Source organism: Achromobacter insolitus, assembly GCF_002209555.1.
Lineage (GTDB): Bacteria > Pseudomonadota > Gammaproteobacteria > Burkholderiales > Burkholderiaceae_B > Achromobacter > Achromobacter insolitus.
In genome coordinates this window covers 684,247-704,780 of the sequence record NZ_NJIF01000001.1, presented here as the reverse complement: position 1 = coordinate 704,780, position 20,534 = coordinate 684,247, and the positions used below count along the sequence as shown (strand labels likewise).

Below are 20,534 nucleotides of genomic sequence, written 5' to 3'. Positions count from 1 at the left end.
ACCGTCGGCTACAGGGGAATCGCATGTCCATGATCTCGGCGCGGATTGAGCGCCTGCCTTTCGCACGTTTTCATAAACACCTGCTGCTGATGGGCGGCCTGGGTTATATGTTCGACGCCATGGACGCCGCCGTGCTGGCGTTCATCCTGCCGGTGCTGCGCACGGAGTGGGGCTTGAGCAGCGTGCAGATCGGCCTGCTGGGCAGCAGCACTTTCATCGGCTTCTTCTTCGGCGCGCTGCTGGCAGGCACGCTGGGCGACCTGATCGGCCGGCGCGCGGTGATGATGTGGGCGCTGGCGCTGTATTGCGTGGCGTCGCTGGTGAGCGCCTGGGTGGACAGCTGGCCGCCGTTCTTTGTGGCGCGGGTGGTCGCGGGCATGGGCACGGGCGCCGAGAGCGCGATCATCGCGCCTTATCTTGCGGAATTCGTGGCGCGGCGCTTTCGCGGCAGCTTCACCGGGGCGCTGGCGGGCTTCTTCTCGTTCGGCTTCGTGGCGGCCGCGTTGCTGGGCTATTTCATCGTGCCGGCGCACGCCAGCGGCTGGCGCATTGTGCTGGTGATCACGGCGTTGCCCGTCGTGATGCTGCTGTGGTGGCGGCGGGCGCTGCCCGAGTCGCCGCGCTGGCTGGAAAGCCGGGGCCGCGAACAGGAGGCAGGCGTCATCCTGGACCGCATCGAGGCCGACTTCACGCGGCGCGGCCACGCGCTGGCCGAGCCACGGCCCGAGCCGGCCGAGCCCGCGCGCGGCGGCGGCAGCCTGCGCGAGAACTTCGCGCTGCTGGTCACCGGCCGGCAGGCCCGCATCACCTTCATGACCTGGATCATGTGGCTGTCCATCACGTTCAGCTACTACTCGTTCTTCGTCTGGATTCCCGGCCTGCTGGTCGAGAGCGGGATGAGCATCACCAAGAGCTTTTCGTATTCGCTGGCCATGTATTGCGCGCAGGTGCCGGGCTATTTCAGCGCCGCCTGGCTCAACGAGAAGATCGGCCGACAGGCCACCATCGCCAGCTACATGCTGCTGGGTGGCGCCAGCGCGCTGGGCCTGGCGCTGTCGCACAGCGACGGGCAGATCATGCTGGCCGGCGTGCTCATGTCGTTCTTTATGAACGGCACCTATGCGGGCGTGTACGCCTACACCGCGGAAGTGTTTCCCACGGCGGTGCGGACCACCGGCGCGGGGCTGGCGTCCGCCATCGGTCGGGTAGGAGCCATCGTCTCGCCCATCCTGGTGGGGTATCTGTACCCGAACTTCGGCTTCCTGGGCGTGTTTGGAACCACCACGGTGACCCTGCTGCTGGGCGCGCTGGTGGTGGTGTTGATGGGCGTGCCCACGCGCGGACGCTCGTTGGAGGAAATCGCGGCCGGAGGCGTGAAATGAGCGGCACCCGCGCGGGCTTGATTCCGACACTGGACGCCCTGGCGCGCGCGCATGCCGAGGTCGCCCAGCCGCAGGCGGTGTACGCGGCGGTGGACCAGGCCCTGGCCGCCTCCATCGGCCACCGCCTGTTCACCATCCTTTCCTACGATCCGCGCACCGGCGTGGCGACACGGCTGTACTCGAATTTGCCCGAGGCCTATCCCGCCGGCGGCAGCAAGATGCTGGCTCCGGGGCTTTGGACCGAAACGGTGCTGGATCGGGGCGAGCCCTATATCGGCCGCACGCCCGCCGATCTGCAGGCGGTCTTTTCCGACCATGCGCTGATCGCATCGCTGGATTGCCAGAGCGTGCTGAACATGCCGATACGCTGGCGCGGCCGCACCGTGGGCTCGCTGAACCTGCTGCACGCCGCGCATTGGTACGGGGCGGAAGACGCGGCCGCGTGCCGCCCCTATGCCCAGCTGGTGCTGCCGGCGCTGTGCTGCGCCTGACGCGGCCGCCGCAACGCCGGCCAGGACTTCTACACGCATTCATCATCCGAACCTAGGGAGCATCATGGAAAGCATATTGTTCAAGAACGCCGCGCTGCTGGATCCGGCCCGGTCCGAGCTGCTGGAAGGCCACGACGTGCTGGTCGAGGACGGCCTGGTCAAGGAAGTCTCGGACCGGCCCTTGTCCGCGGCGCGGGCGCGCGTCATCGACCTGAAGGGCAAGACGCTGATGCCCGGCCTGATCGACCTGCACGTGCACGTAATCGCGGTGCAGCTCAATCTGCCGCAACAAATGGCGATGCCCAATGTGCTGGTGACGTTCCGCTCCGCGCCCATACTGCGCGACATGCTGCGGCGCGGCTTCACCACGGTGCGCGACGCCGGCGGCGCGGGCCATGCCTTCAAACAGGCAGTGGAGCAGGGCCTGGTGCAGGGGCCGCGCCTGTTCGTGTCCGGCCGGGCCTTGAGCCAGACGGGCGGCCATGGCGACGGGCGCGCACGCACCGACTTCATGCCGGGCGATTCACCTTGCCCCTGTTGCGTGCGGGTCGGAGCGCTGGCGCGCGTGGCCGACGGCGTGGACGAGGTGCGCCGCGCGGTGCGCCAGGAGCTGCAGATGGGCGCGGACCAGATCAAGATCATGGCATCGGGCGGCGTGGCTTCCCCGACCGATCCGGTGGGCGCCTGGGGCTATTCGGAAGACGAGATCCGCGCCATCGTGGCCGAGGCACGCGCGCGTCAAACCTACGTGCTGGCCCACGCCTACACCGCGGACGCGATTGCGCGGGCCGTGCGCTGCGGCGTGCGCACCATCGAGCACGGCAATCTGGTCGACGCCGAGGCCGCGCGGCTGATGGCGGATAGCGGGGCCTACGTGGTGCCTACGCTCGTGACCTACGAGGCGCTGGCCACGGAAGGCGCGGATCTCGGCCTGCCCGCGGACAGCGTGGCCAAGATCGCGCAGGTGCGCAACGCCGGCCTGCGCTCGTTGGAAATCTACCGCGACGCGGGCGTCTCCATGGGCTTCGGCACGGACCTGCTGGGGCCGTCGCACCGACTGCAGAGCGACGAGTTCCGCCTGCGCGCCGAGGTGCTGGGACCGCAGGCCGTGATCGCCAGCGCCACGCTGGTGGGAGCCGAGGTGCTGGGCATGCAGGACAAGCTGGGCCGCATCGCGCCGGGCGCGTTCGCCGACATGCTGGTGGTGGACGGCAACCCTCTGCGCGACCTGTCTTGCCTGCTGGGCCAGGGCGAGCATATTCCGCTGGTGATGCAGGGCGGCAAAGTACAGTTCGACGAACTCGCGGTTTGAGGGCTGCCGCAACGCCCTGCGCCGCGGCGGCGGGCAGGGCGGCGGACTTCAGCCTCCGGGCACCAACGTTTCCATGTGCTTGTTGAAGCGCTCGCCTTCGACCATCAGCCAGTCGCAGAAGGTCTTCAGCATCGGATCGTGGCGGCGGTCCTCGCGGATGATGAGGAAGTAGCCGGGCGACTGCACGGTCAGCGGGCCGAACGGCGCCAGCAGCCTTCCGTCCTCGATGTCGCTGGCCACCAGCGACGAATAGCCGATGGTCATGCCCAGCCCGTCAAGCGCGGCCTGCAATGCGAAATACAGGTGTTCCAGCTCCAGCGATTCGGCCGGCACGACGCGGCTGTGCTGCACGCTGGCCAGCCAGTCGTTCCACGCGCTGCGCCGCGCACGGCAATGCAGGAAGGTGTGGCGAGACAGGTCGGTGATGCGTTCCAGCGGCAGTCGCTGCAGCAGGCCGGGCGCGCACACAGGAAAGAAACTCTCGTTCAGCACGCGGCGCTTGTAGAGGCCGGGCACGGGTTCGGCCTCGCGCCGGATCACCACGTCCAGGTTCGAGGGCAGGCGGCTGTAGGGCTCCAGCCCGGTGGAGATTTCCACCTCCACTTCGGGGTAATGCTCACGAAACCGCGCCAGCCGAGGAAACAGCCAGCGCATGGTGAATGTGGGCAGCGCGTTCACGCGCAGCACTTCGCGTGTGCGCAGGCTTCGGGAGGCCGATGCGATCGCGTTCAGTGCGGGGCTGATGGTGTCCAGATAGAGACGCCCCTGGTCGGTCAGCTCGATCTTCTTCCCCAGGCGGCGAAACAGCTTCACGCCCAGCCAATCTTCCAGCGCCTTGATCTGATGGCTTATTGCGCCATGCGTGACGGAGAGCTCGTCGGCGGCTTGCGTGAAGCTCAGCTGACGGCCCGCGGATTCAAAGGCGCGGATGGAGGTCAAGGGCGGCAGTCTGGGTTTCATTGTGAAATTACCTCACAACAGTCGCGAGAAATGATGCCTGGCCCCGGCACCCGCTCCCGTGCTGGAATACGCCGCATGGTTGCAGGCCGGAAAAACGCGGCAATGGATGTCGCGCCCCGGGAACGCTGTGAATTTAACTCACCGTAAGGGAGGGGGCATGCTGCAGGGCAAGGTCATACTGGATCTGACGTGGGTGCTGGGCGGACCATTCGCCGGCCAGTTGCTGGCGCAATTGGGCGCCGAGGTCATCAAGGTGGAGCCCGTCAGCGGCGACTACGCGCGCTCGGTGCCTCCGGTCACCGAAACGCAGGATTCGCCGTTCTTCCTGTCGGTAAACCGGGGCAAGCGCAGCGTGGCGCTGGACCTGAAGCATCCGCTGGGCCGGCAGGCGTTCCAGGATCTGGTGCGCGAGGCGGACGCGGTGATCTACGGTTTCGCCTCGGACGTTCCGGCTCGGCTGGGGCTGGACCACGCGACCCTGGCCGCGATCAATCCGCGCATCGTGGTCGGCCAGTTGATCGGTCTGGACGACCGCGGGCCCTATGCGGGCGCGCCCGCATTTGACCTGATGCTGCAGGCCATGTCCGGGCTGATGAGCATCACGGGGGAGGCGGGCGGCAAGCCGGTGCGCGTGGGTTATCAGGTGGCGGACCTGGCGGGCGGGCTGTACCTCGCGCTGGGCGTGGCGGCCGGCTTGGCACAGGCGCAGGCCAGCGGCGCGGGCGAGGCTGTGCAGGTGTCGCTGTTCGACGCGCAGATGGCGATGCTGACGTGGCAGGCCCAGGGCTATCTGCAAGGCGGGCACGTGCCGCGCGCGGCGGGCGCGCGCCACGGAATGATCGCGCCCAGCGACATCTATCGCACCTCGGACGGACGGTGGATCGCGCTGGCGCCCACGGGCGAGGCATTTTGGCAGGCCTTGTGTGGCGCCATCGGGCTCCCCGAACTCGCCGCCGACCCGCGCTATGCCACGCCCGCGGCGCGCGTGGCCAACGTGGACGCGCTGACCGAGGCTTTGTCGGGTGCCATCGGCGCGCGCAGCGCGCAGCAATGGCTGGACATCTTCGAGGCGCGGCGCGTGCCCGCCGCGCTGGTGCTGGGCGTGGACGAAGCGCTGGCCCATCCGCTGGCGGCGTCGCGCGGCATGGTGGAAGAGGTGGCCAGGCCACGGGATGGCGAGACCGTGCGCATGCTGGGCAATCCCTTCAAGTTCGTCGGGCAGCCGCGTCTGGACTACCCGCCCGCGCTGGGGCAGGACACGGCGGCGCTGTTGCGCGCCATGGCCGGCTACGACGGCGCCAGCCTGGCCGCCCTGGAGGCGGCGGGCGTCATCCGCACCGGCGCGGCGGCGGGAGCCATGCAATGAGCGCGGCGGCGGACGATCGCGACCTGGGCTTGAGCGAGGGCGAGCGCGGGCTGCTGCTAGGACTGGCGGCCTTTGCGCAAGAGGCGGTGGTGCCACTGGCGGCGGCGGGCTGCGGCGACCAGGCCTGGGCCGGCGCCCAGATCCGCGAGGCCTGCAGGCTGGGCTATGCGGGTATAGAAATCCCGGCGGATTGCGGGGGATTGGGCTTGCCGTACTACATGCGGGCCCGGGCGGCGGAGACGCTGGCCGCCACGGATTTCGCGTTTGCCTTCGCCTTCATCAATCAGCACAACGTGGCCTTGCGCATCGCGGAACACGGTAGCGCCGCCGCCCGCGAGCGTTACCTGCCCGGATTGCTGGCCGGCGATCTCGTCGGTGGCACCGCCATGTCGGAGCCGCGCGCGGGCAGCGATTTCGCTTCCATCTCCACCCTGGCGCGGCCCCGCGATGGCGGGGGCTTCATCCTGGATGGCGAGAAAGCCTGGGTGGCCAACGCCGCGGGCGGGGAACTGGCGCTGGTGTTCGCGCAGACCGATGCGGCGCGGGGGCCGGCCGGCATCGCCTGCTTCATCGTCGACCTGCGCGCGCCGCAATGCGAGCGCGTGACAGGCGCGCCGCTGGAAGGGCTGGGCGCGGCCGGCATCGCCGGCATTCGCCTGAACGGCTACCCGGCCGAGGATAGCGACGTGCTGTACCCGCCAGGCCAGGGCTTCCAGATGGCCCTGGCCGGTGTGAACAAGGCACGCACGCACATCGCCGCGATGGCCGCGGGCCTGCTCGACAGCGCGCTGCGGCAGGCGGTGCGCCACGCTTCGACGCGGCAAGCTTTCGGCCGTCCCATCATGGAGCAGCAAGGCTTGCGCTGGTCGCTGGCCGACGTGTCGATGCGGCTGCAGATCCTGCGCATGCTCACGGACCGCGCCGCGGGCCTGATCGATGCCGGTTCGGACGAAGCTGTACCGGCCGCGGCCATGGCCAAGAAGTACGCGGGTGAGGAGTGCCTGGACGCCATTTCCGCCTGCGTGCAGGTCCTGGGCGCCAGCGGCCTGTTGCCGGCCCAAGGCATGGCGCGGCGGCTGCTCGCGGCCAAGGCGCTGTGCTTCGCCGATGGCACCACTGAAATGATGAATGAGCGCATCGCGGCCGGACTGGCCCAGCGCTTTGCCGGGGGGCCGCGAACCATCGCGGCGGGGGCCGCCATCCACAGGGAGGAAAGCATGTCGTATCAGGCATTGAAGCTGACGCGAGGCGAAGACGGGGCCACACAGGCGCGCCTGGCGCAGATCGCCGAAGACGAGTTGCCGGAAGGCGAGGTGTTGGTGGAGGTGGAGTATTCGTCCCTGAACTACAAGGATGCGCTGGCGATTACCGGCAGGTCGCCGGTGGTGCGCAGCTTCCCCATGGTGCCGGGCATCGATTTCGCCGGCAAAGTGCGCCGCAGCGCCGATCCGCGTTTCAAGCCGGGCGATGCGGTGCTGCTCAATGGCTGGGGCCTGGGCGAGACGCGGTGGGGCGGTTTGGCGCAAGCCGCGCGTGTGCGGGCAGACTGGCTACTGCCCTTGCCGGCCGGGATGGACGCACGCCAGGCCATGGCCATCGGCACCGCTGGCTACACGGCCATGCTGTGCGTGATGGCGCTGGAGCGGCACAACGCCACGCCTGAGGCAGGGCCAGTGCTGGTGACGGGCGCCAATGGCGGAGTCGGCACGGTCGCCATCGCGCTGCTGGCGGGCAGGGGCTACACGGTTACGGCAAGCACCGGGCGTCCGCAGGAAGCCGACTATCTGCGCGGCCTGGGCGCCAGCGGCATTCTGGATCGCGCCACGCTGTCGGCGCCCGGCAAGCCCCTGCAGAAGGAGGCGTGGGCGGCGGCCGTCGATTGCGTCGGCAGCCATACGCTGGCCAATGTGCTGGCCGGCATGCGCTACGGCGCGCCGGTGGCGGCCTGCGGACTGGCCCAAGGCATGGACCTGCCGGCAACGGTGGCTCCCTTCATCCTGCGCGCAGTGACGCTGGTTGGCGTGGACAGCGTCTATGCGCCCATGGCGCTGCGTGCCGAGGCCTGGCGCCGGCTGGCTGCGGAGTTGCCGCGCGGCATGCTGGAGGTCAACACGCGGGAGCTGGGCCTGTCGGAAATCGCGGCCGCCGCGACGCCCATGCTGGAGGGCAGGATACGCGGCCGCATCGTCGTCGATGTGAACCGATAAGGGCCGCAGCATAGCGGCCCGCACACCACCAAAGGAGACTGGGCATGATGAAGCAACGATGGCGTTCCGCCATCGCTGCGGCGGCGCTTTGCGCCGCCGCCGGCGCGGCATGGGGACAGGGGTATCCGGACAGGCCGGTGCGGTTGATCGTGCCGTTTCCGCCCGGCGGTTCGGTGGACTACGTGGCGCGCAATATCGCGCCCGTTCTGTCGCAGAAGCTAGGCCAGACCGTGGTGGTGGACAACAAGGGCGGCGCTTCCGGCACCATAGGCACCGCCGAGCTCGCGCGCGCGCCAGCCGACGGCTACACGCTGATGCTGGCGTTCGACTCGCACGCGGTCAACGGTTCGCTCTACAAGAACCTGTCATACGACACCATCAAGTCCTTCGACTACATCAGCCTGATCGGCACCATGCCTGCGGTGCTGCTGACGGCCAAGAAGACCGGCATCACCACCTTGCAGCAGTTCCTGGACTACGCGCGCGCGCATCCAGGCCAGCTGAATTACGGCTCCTCGGGCGTGGGCGGATCGAATCATCTCAACCTGGCGGCCCTGGCGGCGCGCACGGACATCAAGCTGACGCACGTGCCTTATCGCGGCGGCGGCCCGATGTTCAACGCGGTCCTGGGCGGCGAGGTGGACGTGGTGATCGCCAGCCTGCCGACCATCGTCGGCTTCGTGCAGGGCGGGCGCCTGAACGCGCTGGCCATCGGCACGGCGCAGCCCGCACCGGCGCTGCCCGACGTGCCGCCCATCGCCACGCTGGTACCCGGCTTCGAGGCCTATTCCTGGGTGGGCATGCTGGCGCCGGCCGGCCTGCCCGCCGAGGTGCGCAAGCGCGTGCAGCAGGCCTTGAGCGACACCTTGGCGACGCCGCAGGTGAGGGACAGCATGGAGCAGGGCGGCTTCAATATCGTGTCCAGCTCGCCGGAGCAATTCCAGCAGCGCGTGCAGGCCGAATCGCAGCGCTGGGGCAAGCTGATCCGGGACACGGGCATCAAGATCGAATAGGCCGCCTCAGCCCTTGAGCCCGATGCGCCGCGCCAGCTTGTGCAGGTTGCTGGGGTCCACGCCCAGCGCTCGCGCGGCGTGGGCCCAGTTGCCTTGATGTGCGTCCAGCGCGCGGCGGATGGCCTGGCGCTGGCATGTGTCCACCGCTACGCGCAGCGTCTGGTCCTGGCCCAGGGGCGCGGGCGTGTCGGCATCGTCGTGCGGCGAGAGCAGGGGCATGTCGCCGTCGGACAGGTCCAGCAGTTTCGCGCCCAGTGTCACGATCTCGTTGCGGCTGGCGCCATGGCTGACGGCCTTGATGGCGGCGCGGCTGATGACGTGCTCCAGTTCGCGCACATTGCCGGGCCATCGGTAGCGGCGCAACATGTCCTCGGCCTCCGGCGACAGTCTCAGGCTGCGCAGGCCGAGGCGCGCGCGGTTCAGCTCCAGATAGCGGCCGGCCAGCAGCAGCACATCATTGCCGCGGTCGCGCAGCGGGGGGATGGGGATGGGGTAGACCGACAGGCGATGGTAGAGGTCGGCGCGGAAATCGCCGGCGCGAACAAGGTCGCGCAGGCTGCGGTTGGTGGCGGCCAGGATGCGCACGTCCACACGGCGCGGACGGTCATCGCCCAGGCGCTGGATTTCACCGTTCTGCAAAGTGCGCAGGAGCTTGGCCTGCACCAGCAGCGGCAGTTCACCCACTTCGTCCAGGAACAGCGTGCCCCCGTTGGCGGCCTCGAAGCGGCCCGGGCGGTCGGCGACCGCGCCCGAGAAGGCGCCCTTGGCGTGGCCGAACAATTCGCTTTCGGCCAGCGATTCGGGCAGCGCGGCGCAGTTCACATGCACCAGCGGCTTGTCGCGGCGGCGCGAAAGGCGGTGCACGCGATGCGCGAACAGTTCCTTGCCCACGCCGGTTTCGCCCAGCAGCAGGATGGGCAGTTCCGAATCCGCCACCACCTGGATCTCGTGCAGCAGACGGCCGATGGCCTCGCTTTGCCCCAGGATCTCGTTGTTGTCGGCGACGGCGCTGTCGGCGGGTTCCGGGCCGCGCGCCACGCGCAGCGCGCGGATTTCCGCCTCCAGGCGGGTGGTGCGCAAGGCGGCTTCCAGCAGCACGATGTAATCGCGCAGGTCGGACTGGGCCTCGGCGTCAAAGGTGCCGACCTCCAGCGCATCCAGGGTCAGCACGCCCCATGGCCGGCCTTCGATATGCAGGCTGGTGCCCATGCAGTCATGCACCGGCAGCGGTTCGCCCGCCATTCCGTTGATCAGACCGTCGTAGGGATCGGGCAGGGTGCTGTCATGGTGAAAGCACGTGACCCCGCGCCGCGCGAGGATGGCGGCCAACCGTGGGTGCTGTTGCACGGCGAAGCGGCGGCCCAGCGCATCCTGGGTGAGTCCGTCCACCGCGATGGGTCGCAGATGATCCTCTTCCAATTGCAGCAGCGCCACCGCGCCGCAGCGGAAGTGCGTGCGCAAGCTGGACACCAGCCGCTGCAGGCGGACTGCGGGGGGAAGGTCGGCAACCAGATCGGCCAGCAAGAGGTTTTGCATGGGGTGAATTTTACCGTTCGGGGTGCATTGAACCGTCATTTTTCAGGGTGATATTCACCCTTTAATTTGCAATCTATTGATAAATAGCAAGTTTTTCCTGGCACGGTTTTCGCGTTTGTTCCAGTACCCGTCACGAACTATGGAGAGACGCGATGAGCATGGTCGAGCAATCCCTGGGGCAATTGGCCCGCAGCATCCCTGGCGCTACCCAGGTGTTTCATGAGTACCAGCTGGATTTCTGCTGTGGCGGCAAGAAGAGCCTGGCAGAGGCGGCGGCCCAGCGTTCGCTGGACGCGGGGCAGATCGAGGCCCGCCTGATTGAACTGGCGCGCGCGCCGTCCCACGAAACGGATTGGAGCCAGGTCTCCGCCGCCGAACTGGTCGACCACATCCTGGCGCGCTATCACGAGGTGCATCGCCAGCAGCTACCGGAACTGATCCGTCTGGCGTTGAAGGTGGAACAGGTGCATGCCGACAGCCCGGACTGCCCGACAGGCCTGGCCGATCACTTGCGCGTGATGCAGCAGGAGCTGGAAAGCCATATGCAGAAGGAGGAACAGGTGCTGTTCCCGATGCTGGCCCGCGGCCATGGGGCCATGGCCAGCATGCCCATCATGGTCATGCGCGCCGAACATGACGATCACGGCGTGGCGCTGGAACGGCTGCTGGCGTTGACCCATGGCATAACGCTGCCGCGCGCCGCCTGCAACACCTGGCGCGCGTTGTACCTGGGCCTGCGTACCTTCAAGGAGGACCTGATGGCGCACATCCACCTGGAAAACAACATCCTGTTCGAGAACGCCGCCAGTCCGGCGGCGCGCGCGCGCAGCTAGCGGCGTTCTGGCGCAACGCCGTCCAGGCTGCGCCGCAGCGCCTCGTGCGCGGCGAAGTCGACCGGGCGGTGCTTGCGCTCGGCGCTGGCGGGATAGTTGCCCAGGAAATTCCCGCCCTTGCGGTCGCTGGCCGGGCGGACCGGGCGCGGCGCGAAGCCGCCGCCGCAGTTGGGGCAGACATTGCCCAGCAGTTCCTCGGCGCAAGCGGCGCAGAAGGTGCATTCAAAACTGCATATCCGGGCTGCGGTGGAGTCCGGCGGCAGCGCCGCATCACAGTGTTCGCAACTGGGTCGCAAGGCAAGCATGTGGCCTCCTGGGGCGAGAGACGAGTCCAGGCGACAGGGTAGGCCGGACGGCTGGACGGCGCCATGGAGGTTACGGACAGAAAAGAAGTGAAAACGGCCAGGCAGGCGCCATTTTCCGGATGGCGGCGGCCTGTACACTCGGGAAACCTTATGAGGCTTAGGGGATTCTTGATGGCCGGAAGCAGCTTCTTCGCACTGTTCGACGATATCGCGACCATACTGGACGACGTGTCCGTCATGACCAAGGTGGCGGCAAAGAAAACGGCTGGGGTGCTGGGCGACGACCTGGCTCTCAATGCCCAGCAGGTCACGGGAGTGCCGGTCAACCGGGAACTGCCGGTCGTATGGGCAGTGGCCAAGGGCTCTTTCATCAATAAGCTGATCCTGGTGCCCGCAGCGCTGCTCGTCAGCGCATTCGCGCCCTGGGCGATCACGCCCTTGCTGATGGTGGGCGGGGCTTTTCTCTGCTACGAAGGCGTGGAAAAGCTGGCGCACAAGTTCCTGCCGCATGGCGATTCGGACGAAGGCAACCATGCCGCGCGCGCCGAAGCCCTGCAGGATGCCTCGGTGGACATGGTGGCGTTCGAACGCGACAAGATCAAGGGCGCGGTGCGCACGGATTTCATCCTCTCGGCGGAAATCATCGTCATCAGCCTGGGAGCGGTGGCGGACGCGGATTTCACTCGCCAGGTGCTGGTGCTGTCCGTTATCGCCATCGCGATGACGATCGGGGTGTATGGGCTGGTGGCCGGCATCGTCAAGCTGGACGACCTGGGTCTTTATATGAGCCGCAAGTCCTCGCAGGGGGTGGCCTGGCTGGGCCGGCGTATCGTCGGCGCGGCGCCTTATCTGATGAAGACGCTTTCCGTGGTCGGCACCGCCGCCATGTTCATGGTGGGCGGTGCCATCCTGACCCACGGCATCCCGCCGGTGCAGGCCGCCGTCGACCAGGCCGCCGCCGCAGTGGGCGGGGGCGGGGTGGTGCAGGCGCTGACCGCCACCTTGCTCAACGCCTTGTTCGGCATCGTGGCCGGAGCGGTAGTGCTGGGGGCGGTCAGCCTCGTCAAGCGCCTGTTCAAGAAAGGCTGAGGCAGGCGCACGGCCTCGGCTGATGCGCGCCCGCGCCGCGCTGCGCGCGGCGCCGCCCGTTTCCGCGCGTTTCCTAGGGAATCCCCTGCCTTGTTGTGCCGGAATGCGTGCGCCTAAAATTGGCGCCAATTTATGTGATCATTATTTCGACCACCGGTACACACCATGCGTCCGCCCGCGCGGCCATGGAAACGAGGAAACCATGCAGTCCAACGCAGCACTTGCCATCCAGCCCGACGCCGCCCGCGCGCGGGCCATGTACGACCTGGGACATAGCACCGTCTTTGCCGCGCGCTCCGATCCACGCTTTTCCTATTGCACCTACGTGCCGCCGCATATCGATTCCGCCAGGCATCCGATGGAACTGGTGGTGATCATGCACGGCACGGGCCGCGCCTTCGTGGAATACCGCGACGCGTTTGCGGAGTTCGCCCGCTGGAACGACTGCATCGTGCTGTGCCCCCTGTTCCCGGTGAGCCCGCTGGGCGATGGCAACCGCGACGGCTTCAAGCAACTGCGGGAAGGCGACATCCGTTACGACCAGATCCTGCTGGACATGGTGGCGGAGGTCGGCGAGAAGTTCGGCCGCGAGTTCAAGAAATTCGGCCTGTTCGGCTATTCGGGCGGCGGCCAATTCGTCAACCGTTACGCCTACCTGCACCCCGAAAGCCTGTGGGCCGTGTCGATCGGAGCGCCGGGCTCGGTGACGCTGCTGGATCCCAACCAGGATTGGTGGGTGGGCGTGCGCGACGCGGAGGCGCGTTTTGGCAAGCGCGTCGATATCGAAGCGCTCAAGCAGGTGGCCGTGCACATGATCGTGGGCAAGGCCGACCTGGAGACCTGGGAAATCACCCACCGCGAAGGCGGCAAGTTCTTCATGCCCGGCGCGAACGCCGCCGGCAAGACCCGCCCGGAGCGCCTGGAGTCGCTGCGGCGCTCGTTCGAGGCCGCCGGCGTTTCCGCGGTGCTGGACGTGGTGGAAAACGTGCCGCACGACGGCTTGAAATGCGTGGGCCAGGTGCAGGACTTCCTGGCTGCTGCCTTGCGCAAGCTGCGACATGAACGCAATTGAGACCACCGGCAGCGGACGCGGGCTTCCGCGAGTCCGCGCCGAGGAATAGGAGAGGGCCATGCTGCGTTTCGCGCTATCCCGTATCGTCATGGCCATACCGACCCTGCTGATCGTGGCGGTGGCGGTCTTCGTGATGATCCGGCTCATCCCGGGCGATCCCGCCCAATTGCTGCTGGGCGACCTGGCCACGCCGGCCGCGCTGGCCGACCTGCGGGCGCGGCTGGGGCTGGACCAGACCTGGCTCACCCAGTTCGGCATTTGGTTCGGCAACATGCTGCACGGAGACCTCGGGTCGTCCATCAATACCGGGCAACCGGTACTGCCGCTGGTGTGGGACCGTTTCCTGATCAGCGGCCGCGTTGTGCTGGTGGCCGTGTTCTTCGCCGCGCTGGTGGCGGTGCCGGCCGGCATGATCGCCGCCTGGAAGCAGAACAAGGCGCCGGACCTGTTCCTGGTGGGCACCGCCACGCTGCTGGTGTCGATCCCGACCTTCTGGCTGGGCCTGCTGCTGCTGATCTTCTTCGGCCTCAAGCTGCAATGGCTGCCGGTGGTGGGCTATGTGTCCATTGGCGAGGACTGGAAGGCCGGCCTGCTGTACCTGGCCATGCCCATCCTGACGCTGTTCCTGCACGAAATCGGCGTATTGATGCGCATGGCGCGAGCCAGCACGCTGGAAGTGCTGCGGCTGGACTACATCACCCACGCGCGCGCCAAAGGACTGTCGGAATCCGCGGTGCTGATGCGCCATGCCTTCCGTAATGCGTTCGGCCCCACCTGGACGCTGATCGGCCTGGTGCTGGGCAACCTGCTGGGCGGCATCGCCGTGGTGGAGACCGTGTTCACCATCCCCGGGCTGGGACGCCTGCTGGTGGACTCCATCTTCGCCCGCGATTACCCGGTGATCCAGGGCTGTCTCCTGTTCGTGGGCGTGGTCTACGTGATCGTGAACCTGTTCATCGACCTTTGCTATCCCATTTTCGACCCGAGAGTGACCGCCGAATGAAAAAGCGAATCGCAGCCAACGCGCTACTGGGCGGCGCTATCGTGGCGCTGATGATAGTGGCGGCCGTCATGGGCGCCTTCTGGACCCCCCATGATCCGCTGAAGATCAATTTCGTGGCACGGCTCAGGCCGCCCGGCGGAGAGTTCCTGCTGGGCACGGACGAATTCGGCCGCGACGAACTGTCGCGTCTGCTTGCCGGCGCGTCCAGCAGCGTCTGGATCAGTCTCCTGACGGTGAGCTTTGCCATCATCGCGGGCACGGTCATCGGTACCCTGACGGGCTTTGTGCGGGGCTGGACCGACCGCGTCATCATGGCCTTCAACAATGCGCTACTGGCCTTCCCGGGACTGCTGCTGGCGCTGGGCCTGCTGGCCGTCGTGGGCGCCAACAAGTACGGCATCATCCTGGCGCTGGGCCTGGCCTATACGCCGTCGGTGACGCGTATCGTGCGCGGCACGGTGTTGTCTCTGCGCGAGAAAGAATTCATCGAATCCTCGCGCGTGCTGGGTAATTCCGAGCTCTACACCATGTTCCGCCATGTGCTGCCCAATTGCGTGGCGCCGCTGACGGTACTGGCGACGTCCATGTTCGGTTGGGTGATCCTGGCGGAAAGCGCGCTGTCCTTCCTGGGCCTGGGCGTGCCGCCTCCCGCGCCGACGTGGGGCAATATGCTGGCCGCCGCGCGGCCGTTCATGGCGCAGGCCTCCTATCTATCCATACTTCCCGGCCTGGCCATCGCGCTCGCGCTGCTGGGAATCAATCTCCTGGGCGACGCGGTGCGTGACCGTCTCGATCCCCGCATGAGGGGCGTGTAATGAGCGCTTTGGTATCGGTATCCAATCTGTCGCTGACCGTGGGCCCCGGCGGCCGCGAAATCGTGAGCGGAGTGTCCTTCGAGGTAGCGCCAGGCGAAATGGTCGGCATCGTCGGCGAATCGGGCAGCGGCAAGACGCAGGCCGCGCGCGCCATCATGGGCCTGACGCCCGCGCCGCTGGTGGTTGCGGGCGGCTCCATCACGTTCGAAGGCGTGGATGTGACGCGGGCGGCGCCCGCGGCGCTGCGCAAGCTGCGCGGCGCGCGCATCGGCATGGTGTTCCAGGAGCCGATGACCTCGCTCAATCCGTCCATGCCCATCGGGCGGCAACTGGAGGAGGGCCTGAGGCTGCACCGCAAGGACCTGTCCGCCTCCGCGCGCCGTGAACGCATCCTGGAAATGCTGCGCCGGGTCGGCATCCGGGACCCCAAAGGGGCGATGGAAGCCTGGCCCCACGAGTTCTCCGGTGGCATGCGCCAGCGCATGATGCTGGCGTCCGTGATGCTGCTGGAGCCCACGCTGCTGATCGCCGACGAACCCACCACCGCGCTGGACGCGGTGGTGCAACGCGACGTGCTCGAACTGATGGTGGACCTGACCCGCGAACACCATACGGCCGTGCTGATGATCAGCCACGACCTGCCGATGGTGGCGCGCTACACCGAGCGCATGGTCGTGATGCAGCACGGCAAGGTGCTGGAAACCGGCGCCACGGCGGCCATCCTGGAACGGCCTCAGCATCCCTACACGCGCAAGCTGCTGGATGCCATGCCGCGCCGGCTGCCGGCGCGCCAACTGGGCAAGGAGGCGCCCATCGTCGAGGTCAAGAACCTGGTGGTGGACTACGCCGGACACCAGCGCTTGTTCTCGCGCACCGGCGCCAAGCGCGCGCTCAATGGCATCGACCTGCACGTCAAACCGCGCGAAGTGGTGGCGGTGGTGGGCGGCTCGGGCTCGGGCAAGACCACGCTGGGCCGCGCCATCGCGGGGCTGTTGGCGCCCACGTCGGGCCAGATCCTGTTCCGTGGCCAGCAGGTGGACCGGCGCTCCGCCTCCTGGCGGGACTACCGCTTGAATTGCCAGATGGTGTTCCAGGACCCGTATTCCTCGCTGGACCCGCGCATGACGATCGGCCAGCTGGTGGGCGAGGGCCTGCGCATGCTGGAAGATATGCCTGCGGCGGAAAAGCGCCGCCGCGTGGACGAGGTGCTGGCCGAAGTCGGGCTGGGATCCGAATACGCGAAACGCTATCCCCACGAAATGTCCGGTGGTCAGCGGCAGCGCGTCGCGATCGCCCGCGCCATCGTGCGGCGTCCGGCCTTTGTCATTGCGGACGAACCGGTGTCCGCCCTGGATGTGACCGTGCGCGCACAGGTGCTGGACCTGTTTGCCGACCTGCAGGAACGCCACGGTTTTTCCTGCCTGTTCATCAGCCATGACCTGGGCGTGGTGGAACAGGTGGCGGACCGCGTGGTGGTAATGCGCGACGGCGGCATTGTTGAGCAAGGTTCGCGCGACGCCGTGTTCGACCAGCCGCGGGAGGAATACACGCGCAGCCTGCTGTCGGCGATTCCAGCGCTGGAATCCACCGACACCGGCGGCGTGCGGCTGCGTTGGAGGCTGGACCAGCAGGAGCCGCTGCGGGCCAGCGCCTGAGGGGGCGGGTTTCCCAGGGGGTGCCAGCGCCATCCCCCTGGATACTTACGCATAAAATACGCGCTTCGGATTTGATAGACGGGAGTGGTCCATGCCGAAAGCGGCAACGGCACAGCCCGGCCTGGTTGATCGCATTGCCCATGATATTCAAGCGGGCGTATTCGGTCCCGGCGCCTGGCTGAAACAGATCGACCTGCAGGAACGCTACGACGCCAAGCGTCTGGACGTCCGGCGGGCGCTAGACCAATTGGCCGCCAAGCGGCTGATCGCGCACATCCCCAACCGGGGCTATCACGTCTATGCGATGGATCCGGATCAGCACCTGCAGATCCGCGATATCCGCATTCTGCTGGAAACTGGCGCCGCGGCGGACCTGATGCCCAATGTGACGCCGGCCAAGGTTCGGGCATTGCGCGCCCTGGCCGAACGTTTCGCCAAGCTGCTGCAGGATGGCACGCTGCTGGAACAGTACGAGGTCAACCTGGCCTTCCATGCCGGCATGTACGATCTGTGCCGCAACCGCGAACTGGTGGCGCTGATCCACGAAACCCGCGCCCGCGGTCCCGCGGCCCCCGCCAAGGAATGGGTCACGCGCTCGCGCATCGAGATTTCCGCGCGCGAGCACTTCGACATGGTGGACGCCCTGGAAGCGCGCGACGTCAAACGCCTGCAGAAAATCATCGCGCAACACGTAGGCCAGGACATTTCCTGACGCGTCCGGCATCTGGCGCATCTGCTTGCGGCGGCCCTCCGGGCCGCCGTTTTTCATTCCGGCGCCTTTCAGGGATACCCCCGATAGCGGCGTGGCGCATTCCGCCCATAATGAGCAGCTAATTTTGGCGCCAATATATGCGTGAATTTCGCGCCGCACGCCGGGGAGTCTTTGCATGCACCACGTTTTCGTACCCAGAGCGCTTGCGCTCAGCCTGGCGCTGGCCGCCGCCGGCTCGGCCCAGGCCGCGCTGCTTACCATCGCCCAGCCGGCCGACATTCGCTCGACCAACCCCGGCGTCAACCGCGACAACACCACCGACGGCGTGGTGCTCAACATTGTCGAAGGCCTGGTCGGCTACCGCGAAAACGGCACGGTGGGCCCTTTGCTGGCCAAATCGGTGGACCTGTCGGAAGACGGTCTGACCTATACCTTCAAGCTGCGTGAAGGCGTCAAGTTCCACAACGGCGCCGCGCTGACCTCGGCCGACGTGATCTGGAACTGGCAACGCTACATGGATCCGAAGACGGATTGGCGTTGCCGCAGCGACTTCGATGGCCGTAACGGCCTGAAGGTGACGGACGTGTCCGCGCCCGATGCGCAGACGGTGGTGATGAAGGTGGACCGCAAGTCCGCCGTGTTCCTGGATTCGCTGGCCCGCACCGACTGCGGCATGACAGCCATCATCTCCAAGGATTCGGTTGCGGCGGATGGTTCCTGGATCAAGCCGGTGGGCACCGGTCCGTACATGTTCAAGGACTGGAAGCGGGGCGAATACACGCTGCTGTCGGCTTTCAAGGACTACGTTTCGCCCGCTGGCGACAAGCCGGATGGCTACGTCGGTTCCAAGCGCCCGCTGGTGGAAGAGGTCAAGTTCCTGGTGGTGCCGGATCCGTCCACCTCCAAGGCGGGCCTGTTGTCGGGCGCCATCGACGCCGCCCAGATCACCAATACCGACGTCGGCGAACTCAGGAATGCCAAGAACCTCACCGTGTTCAGCCCGCATGACGCCGTCAAGCACGTGCTGTTGTTCCAGACCGAGGATCCGGTGCTGAAGAACGTGAAGGTCCGCCAGGCCATCGCCGCGTCGCTGGACATTCCGCAGGTCGTGGCCGCGGCCTCCGAAGGCCTGGGCCAACTGAACAACTCCGCCGTTTACGCGGGTTCCGCCTATTACAAGGACGCCGAAAAGCGCGGCTACAAGTACGATCCAGCCCGGGCGCAGCAATTGCTGAAGGAGGCCGGCTACAAGGGCGAGCCCGTCGTCATTTACGCCAACAAGCGTGCCCATGTGCCCAGCTATCAGGTGGCGGTGATCGCGCAAGCCATGATGCAGTCCGTGGGCATCAACGCCAGGATCGAGGTCCTGGAGTGGGCCACGCAGCTGGACCGCTACAACACGGGCAAATACCAGATCAGCTCGTTTTCGTTCTCGTCGCGCCTGGACCCGTCGCTGAGCTTTGAGCAGTTCTCGGGCGACAAAGCCAAGCAGCCCCGCAAGGTGTGGGATGACCCCGCGGCGCAGAAGTTGATCGATGAGAGTTTCCTGGAATCCGATCCGGCCAGGCGGCAGGCACTGTTCGATCAGCTGCACGCCCTGATGCTGGAGCAGACGCCCATGCTGATGCTGTACAACGGCGCCGACGCCTGGGCGTCCAGCAAGCGCGTGGATGGATTCTCGGTTTGGGAAGGCAAGCCGCGCGCCTGGGAGACCAAGGTCCGGGACGGCAAGTAATCCCGCTCAGGCAGGGCCGCCAGCGCGGCCCGCTACCTGCCTTCAGTCGAGTTTTACACCCGCCTGCTTGATCACCGTGGCCCAGTCCCGGACTTCATTGCCCAGGAATGCGCCCAGCTCGCCCTGGGTGGATGGAGCCAGAATCAGGCCTTCATCGGCAAAGCGCTTGCGCAGATCGGGATTGGTCAGCACTTTCTCCAGCGCCGGGTGCAGGCGCTGGACCACTTCCGCAGGCACGCCCGCAGGCGCCATCAGGCTGTACCAGGTGGTGGCCTCCAGTCCCTTCACGCCTTGCGAGGCCGCGGTCGATACGTCGGGCAGGGCGGGCGACTTTTCGGCGCCCGTCACCGCCGCGGCGCCGACCCGGCCGCCCTTGTACTGCGGCAGCATTTCCACCACCTGGGTCACGCCCATGCTCAATTCGCCCGAGGCCACGGCCAGCAGCACCGGCGCGCTGCCCTTGTAAGGCACGTGCACCAGCTTGCCGCCCGTGGCCAGGTTCAGCACTTCGCCCGTCAGGTGAGTGATGCTGCCGGCGCCCGAAGATCCGAAGGTCAGCTTGCCGGGTTCCTTGTTCGCCAGGGCGATCAGGTCCGGCAGGTTCTTCGCGGGCAGGCCGGGATTGATGGCGAACACCAGCGGGCTCTTGCCCACCAGCGTGATGGGGGTGAAATCCTTCACCGGATCGTAGTTCAGGTTCGGATACAGGCTGGGCGCGATCGCCAGCGTGGATACGTTGCCCAGCAGCAGCGTATAGCCGTCCGGCTCTGCCCGGGCCACGGCGTTGGTGCCAATGGTGCCGCCCGCGCCGGCGCGATTTTCCACGATGACCTGCTTGCCCAACGTATCGTTCAACTGTTGCGACAACGCGCGCGCCAGCGTATCGGCCGCCCCTCCGGGCGGGAAGGGCACGACGATGCGGATGGGCTTGCTGGGGTAGGCCTCGGCCAGCGCGGCCGCCGGGCTCAGGCCCAGCGCGAGCAACCCGGCCATGGCCGTGGCCAGCAGGCCGCGGCGATTGATTTTCTGGTACTTCGACATGCTGCTC

General features: G+C 67.1%; 18 protein-coding genes and 1 pseudogene. 15 read left to right on the top strand and 4 right to left on the bottom strand.

What is annotated here, in order from left to right; all coding sequences use genetic code 11:
• Positions 1-23: 23 nt before the first annotated feature.
• From CEY08_RS03105 to CEY08_RS03095, 3 genes are all read left to right on the top strand, one after another.
• The gene (locus CEY08_RS03105; RefSeq protein ID WP_042796737.1) at positions 24-1,382 is read left to right on the top strand and encodes an MFS transporter; all 1,359 of its coding nucleotides are present in this window, start codon (positions 24-26) and stop codon (positions 1,380-1,382) included.
• Positions 1,379-1,873, top strand: a complete 495-nt coding sequence (locus tag CEY08_RS03100; RefSeq protein ID WP_076815889.1) for a GAF domain-containing protein — start codon at positions 1,379-1,381, stop codon at positions 1,871-1,873. The genes CEY08_RS03105 and CEY08_RS03100 overlap by 4 nt, the downstream gene beginning before the upstream one ends.
• 64 nt (positions 1,874-1,937) lie before the next feature.
• Entirely contained in the window at positions 1,938-3,185 is a 1,248-nt protein-coding gene (locus CEY08_RS03095; protein WP_063642072.1) for a metal-dependent hydrolase family protein, read from the top strand.
• Positions 3,186-3,233: 48 nt separating this feature from the next.
• On the opposite strand, the gene gcvA is transcribed toward CEY08_RS03095, so the two are convergent.
• A complete protein-coding gene (gcvA, locus tag CEY08_RS03090) occupies positions 3,234-4,145 on the bottom strand; it encodes a transcriptional regulator GcvA (RefSeq protein ID WP_076815887.1) in 912 nt (303 codons plus the stop codon).
• Positions 4,146-4,302: 157 nt separating this feature from the next.
• On the opposite strand from gcvA, the gene CEY08_RS03085 reads away from it, so the two are divergent.
• From CEY08_RS03085 to CEY08_RS03075, 4 genes and pseudogenes are all read left to right on the top strand, one after another.
• Entirely contained in the window at positions 4,303-5,511 is a 1,209-nt protein-coding gene (locus tag CEY08_RS03085) for a CaiB/BaiF CoA transferase family protein (RefSeq protein WP_076815884.1), read from the top strand.
• Positions 5,508-6,650 (top strand): annotated as a pseudogene (locus CEY08_RS30110) (acyl-CoA dehydrogenase family protein); the annotation flags it as partial. The gene CEY08_RS03085 and the pseudogene CEY08_RS30110, both read left to right, overlap by 4 nt.
• 78 nt (positions 6,651-6,728) lie before the next feature.
• The gene (gene acuI / locus CEY08_RS30105; protein ID WP_232033897.1) at positions 6,729-7,718 is read left to right on the top strand and encodes an acrylyl-CoA reductase (NADPH); all 990 of its coding nucleotides are present in this window, start codon (positions 6,729-6,731) and stop codon (positions 7,716-7,718) included.
• Between the two features lie 44 nt (positions 7,719-7,762).
• On the top strand, positions 7,763-8,731 hold the full coding sequence (locus CEY08_RS03075) for a tripartite tricarboxylate transporter substrate binding protein (RefSeq protein ID WP_063642070.1): 969 nt from the start codon (positions 7,763-7,765) through the stop codon (positions 8,729-8,731).
• Positions 8,732-8,737: 6 nt separating this feature from the next.
• On the opposite strand, the gene norR is transcribed toward CEY08_RS03075, so the two are convergent.
• Positions 8,738-10,267, bottom strand: a complete 1,530-nt coding sequence (gene norR / locus CEY08_RS03070; RefSeq protein ID WP_076815880.1) for a nitric oxide reductase transcriptional regulator NorR — start codon at positions 10,265-10,267, stop codon at positions 8,738-8,740.
• Positions 10,268-10,419: 152 nt separating this feature from the next.
• Here norR and ytfE point away from each other — a divergent pair, with 152 nt between their 5' ends.
• On the top strand, positions 10,420-11,100 hold the full coding sequence (gene ytfE / locus CEY08_RS03065; RefSeq protein WP_063642069.1) for an iron-sulfur cluster repair protein YtfE: 681 nt from the start codon (positions 10,420-10,422) through the stop codon (positions 11,098-11,100).
• Here ytfE and CEY08_RS03060 read toward each other — a convergent pair.
• A complete protein-coding gene (locus CEY08_RS03060) occupies positions 11,097-11,405 on the bottom strand; it encodes a DUF1272 domain-containing protein (RefSeq protein ID WP_076815878.1) in 309 nt (102 codons plus the stop codon). The two genes, ytfE and CEY08_RS03060, sit on opposite strands and share 4 nt — an antisense overlap.
• A gap of 171 nt (positions 11,406-11,576) precedes the next feature.
• Between CEY08_RS03060 and CEY08_RS03055 the strand changes: the two genes are divergently transcribed.
• From CEY08_RS03055 to CEY08_RS03025, 7 genes are all read left to right on the top strand, one after another.
• Positions 11,577-12,494, top strand: a complete 918-nt coding sequence (locus CEY08_RS03055) for a DUF808 domain-containing protein (RefSeq protein WP_076815876.1) — start codon at positions 11,577-11,579, stop codon at positions 12,492-12,494.
• A gap of 202 nt (positions 12,495-12,696) precedes the next feature.
• A complete protein-coding gene (locus CEY08_RS03050; protein WP_042796746.1) occupies positions 12,697-13,566 on the top strand; it encodes an alpha/beta hydrolase family protein in 870 nt (289 codons plus the stop codon).
• A 58-nt stretch (positions 13,567-13,624) separates the two neighbouring features.
• Positions 13,625-14,569, top strand: coding sequence for an ABC transporter permease (locus CEY08_RS03045; protein ID WP_042796747.1), 945 nt, complete (start codon positions 13,625-13,627; stop codon positions 14,567-14,569).
• Entirely contained in the window at positions 14,566-15,384 is an 819-nt protein-coding gene (locus tag CEY08_RS03040) for an ABC transporter permease (RefSeq protein WP_076815874.1), read from the top strand. Before CEY08_RS03045 ends, CEY08_RS03040 begins: the two co-directional genes overlap by 4 nt.
• Positions 15,384-17,039, top strand: a complete 1,656-nt coding sequence (locus CEY08_RS03035) for an ABC transporter ATP-binding protein (protein ID WP_076815872.1) — start codon at positions 15,384-15,386, stop codon at positions 17,037-17,039. The genes CEY08_RS03040 and CEY08_RS03035 overlap by 1 nt, the downstream gene beginning before the upstream one ends.
• Before the next feature lie 91 nt (positions 17,040-17,130).
• Entirely contained in the window at positions 17,131-17,751 is a 621-nt protein-coding gene (locus CEY08_RS03030; RefSeq protein WP_063961070.1) for a GntR family transcriptional regulator, read from the top strand.
• Between the two features lie 175 nt (positions 17,752-17,926).
• Positions 17,927-19,486: an ABC transporter substrate-binding protein gene (locus CEY08_RS03025; RefSeq protein WP_042796749.1), complete on the top strand. Its 1,560-nt coding sequence runs from the start codon at positions 17,927-17,929 to the stop codon at positions 19,484-19,486.
• A 42-nt stretch (positions 19,487-19,528) separates the two neighbouring features.
• On the opposite strand, the gene CEY08_RS03020 is transcribed toward CEY08_RS03025, so the two are convergent.
• On the bottom strand, positions 19,529-20,527 hold the full coding sequence (locus CEY08_RS03020) for a Bug family tripartite tricarboxylate transporter substrate binding protein (RefSeq protein WP_076815870.1): 999 nt from the start codon (positions 20,525-20,527) through the stop codon (positions 19,529-19,531).
• Positions 20,528-20,534: the final 7 nt, after the last annotated feature.

Bases quoted from the DNA above. Each gene is read 5' to 3' on its own strand.
- CEY08_RS03105 (WP_042796737.1), top strand. From the start codon at position 24: ATGTCCATGATCTCGGCGCGGATTGAGCGCCTGCCTTTCGCACGTTTT.
- CEY08_RS03100 (WP_076815889.1), top strand. From the start codon at position 1,379: ATGAGCGGCACCCGCGCGGGCTTGATTCCGACACTGGACGCCCTGGCG.
- CEY08_RS03095 (WP_063642072.1), top strand. From the start codon at position 1,938: ATGGAAAGCATATTGTTCAAGAACGCCGCGCTGCTGGATCCGGCCCGG.
- gcvA (WP_076815887.1), bottom strand. From the start codon at position 4,145: ATGAAACCCAGACTGCCGCCCTTGACCTCCATCCGCGCCTTTGAATCC.
- CEY08_RS03085 (WP_076815884.1), top strand. From the start codon at position 4,303: ATGCTGCAGGGCAAGGTCATACTGGATCTGACGTGGGTGCTGGGCGGA.
- acuI (WP_232033897.1), top strand. From the start codon at position 6,729: ATGTCGTATCAGGCATTGAAGCTGACGCGAGGCGAAGACGGGGCCACA.
- CEY08_RS03075 (WP_063642070.1), top strand. From the start codon at position 7,763: ATGATGAAGCAACGATGGCGTTCCGCCATCGCTGCGGCGGCGCTTTGC.
- norR (WP_076815880.1), bottom strand. From the start codon at position 10,267: ATGCAAAACCTCTTGCTGGCCGATCTGGTTGCCGACCTTCCCCCCGCA.
- ytfE (WP_063642069.1), top strand. From the start codon at position 10,420: ATGAGCATGGTCGAGCAATCCCTGGGGCAATTGGCCCGCAGCATCCCT.
- CEY08_RS03060 (WP_076815878.1), bottom strand. From the start codon at position 11,405: ATGCTTGCCTTGCGACCCAGTTGCGAACACTGTGATGCGGCGCTGCCG.
- CEY08_RS03055 (WP_076815876.1), top strand. From the start codon at position 11,577: ATGGCCGGAAGCAGCTTCTTCGCACTGTTCGACGATATCGCGACCATA.
- CEY08_RS03050 (WP_042796746.1), top strand. From the start codon at position 12,697: ATGCAGTCCAACGCAGCACTTGCCATCCAGCCCGACGCCGCCCGCGCG.
- CEY08_RS03045 (WP_042796747.1), top strand. From the start codon at position 13,625: ATGCTGCGTTTCGCGCTATCCCGTATCGTCATGGCCATACCGACCCTG.
- CEY08_RS03040 (WP_076815874.1), top strand. From the start codon at position 14,566: ATGAAAAAGCGAATCGCAGCCAACGCGCTACTGGGCGGCGCTATCGTG.
- CEY08_RS03035 (WP_076815872.1), top strand. From the start codon at position 15,384: ATGAGCGCTTTGGTATCGGTATCCAATCTGTCGCTGACCGTGGGCCCC.
- CEY08_RS03030 (WP_063961070.1), top strand. From the start codon at position 17,131: ATGCCGAAAGCGGCAACGGCACAGCCCGGCCTGGTTGATCGCATTGCC.
- CEY08_RS03025 (WP_042796749.1), top strand. From the start codon at position 17,927: ATGCACCACGTTTTCGTACCCAGAGCGCTTGCGCTCAGCCTGGCGCTG.
- CEY08_RS03020 (WP_076815870.1), bottom strand. From the start codon at position 20,527: ATGTCGAAGTACCAGAAAATCAATCGCCGCGGCCTGCTGGCCACGGCC.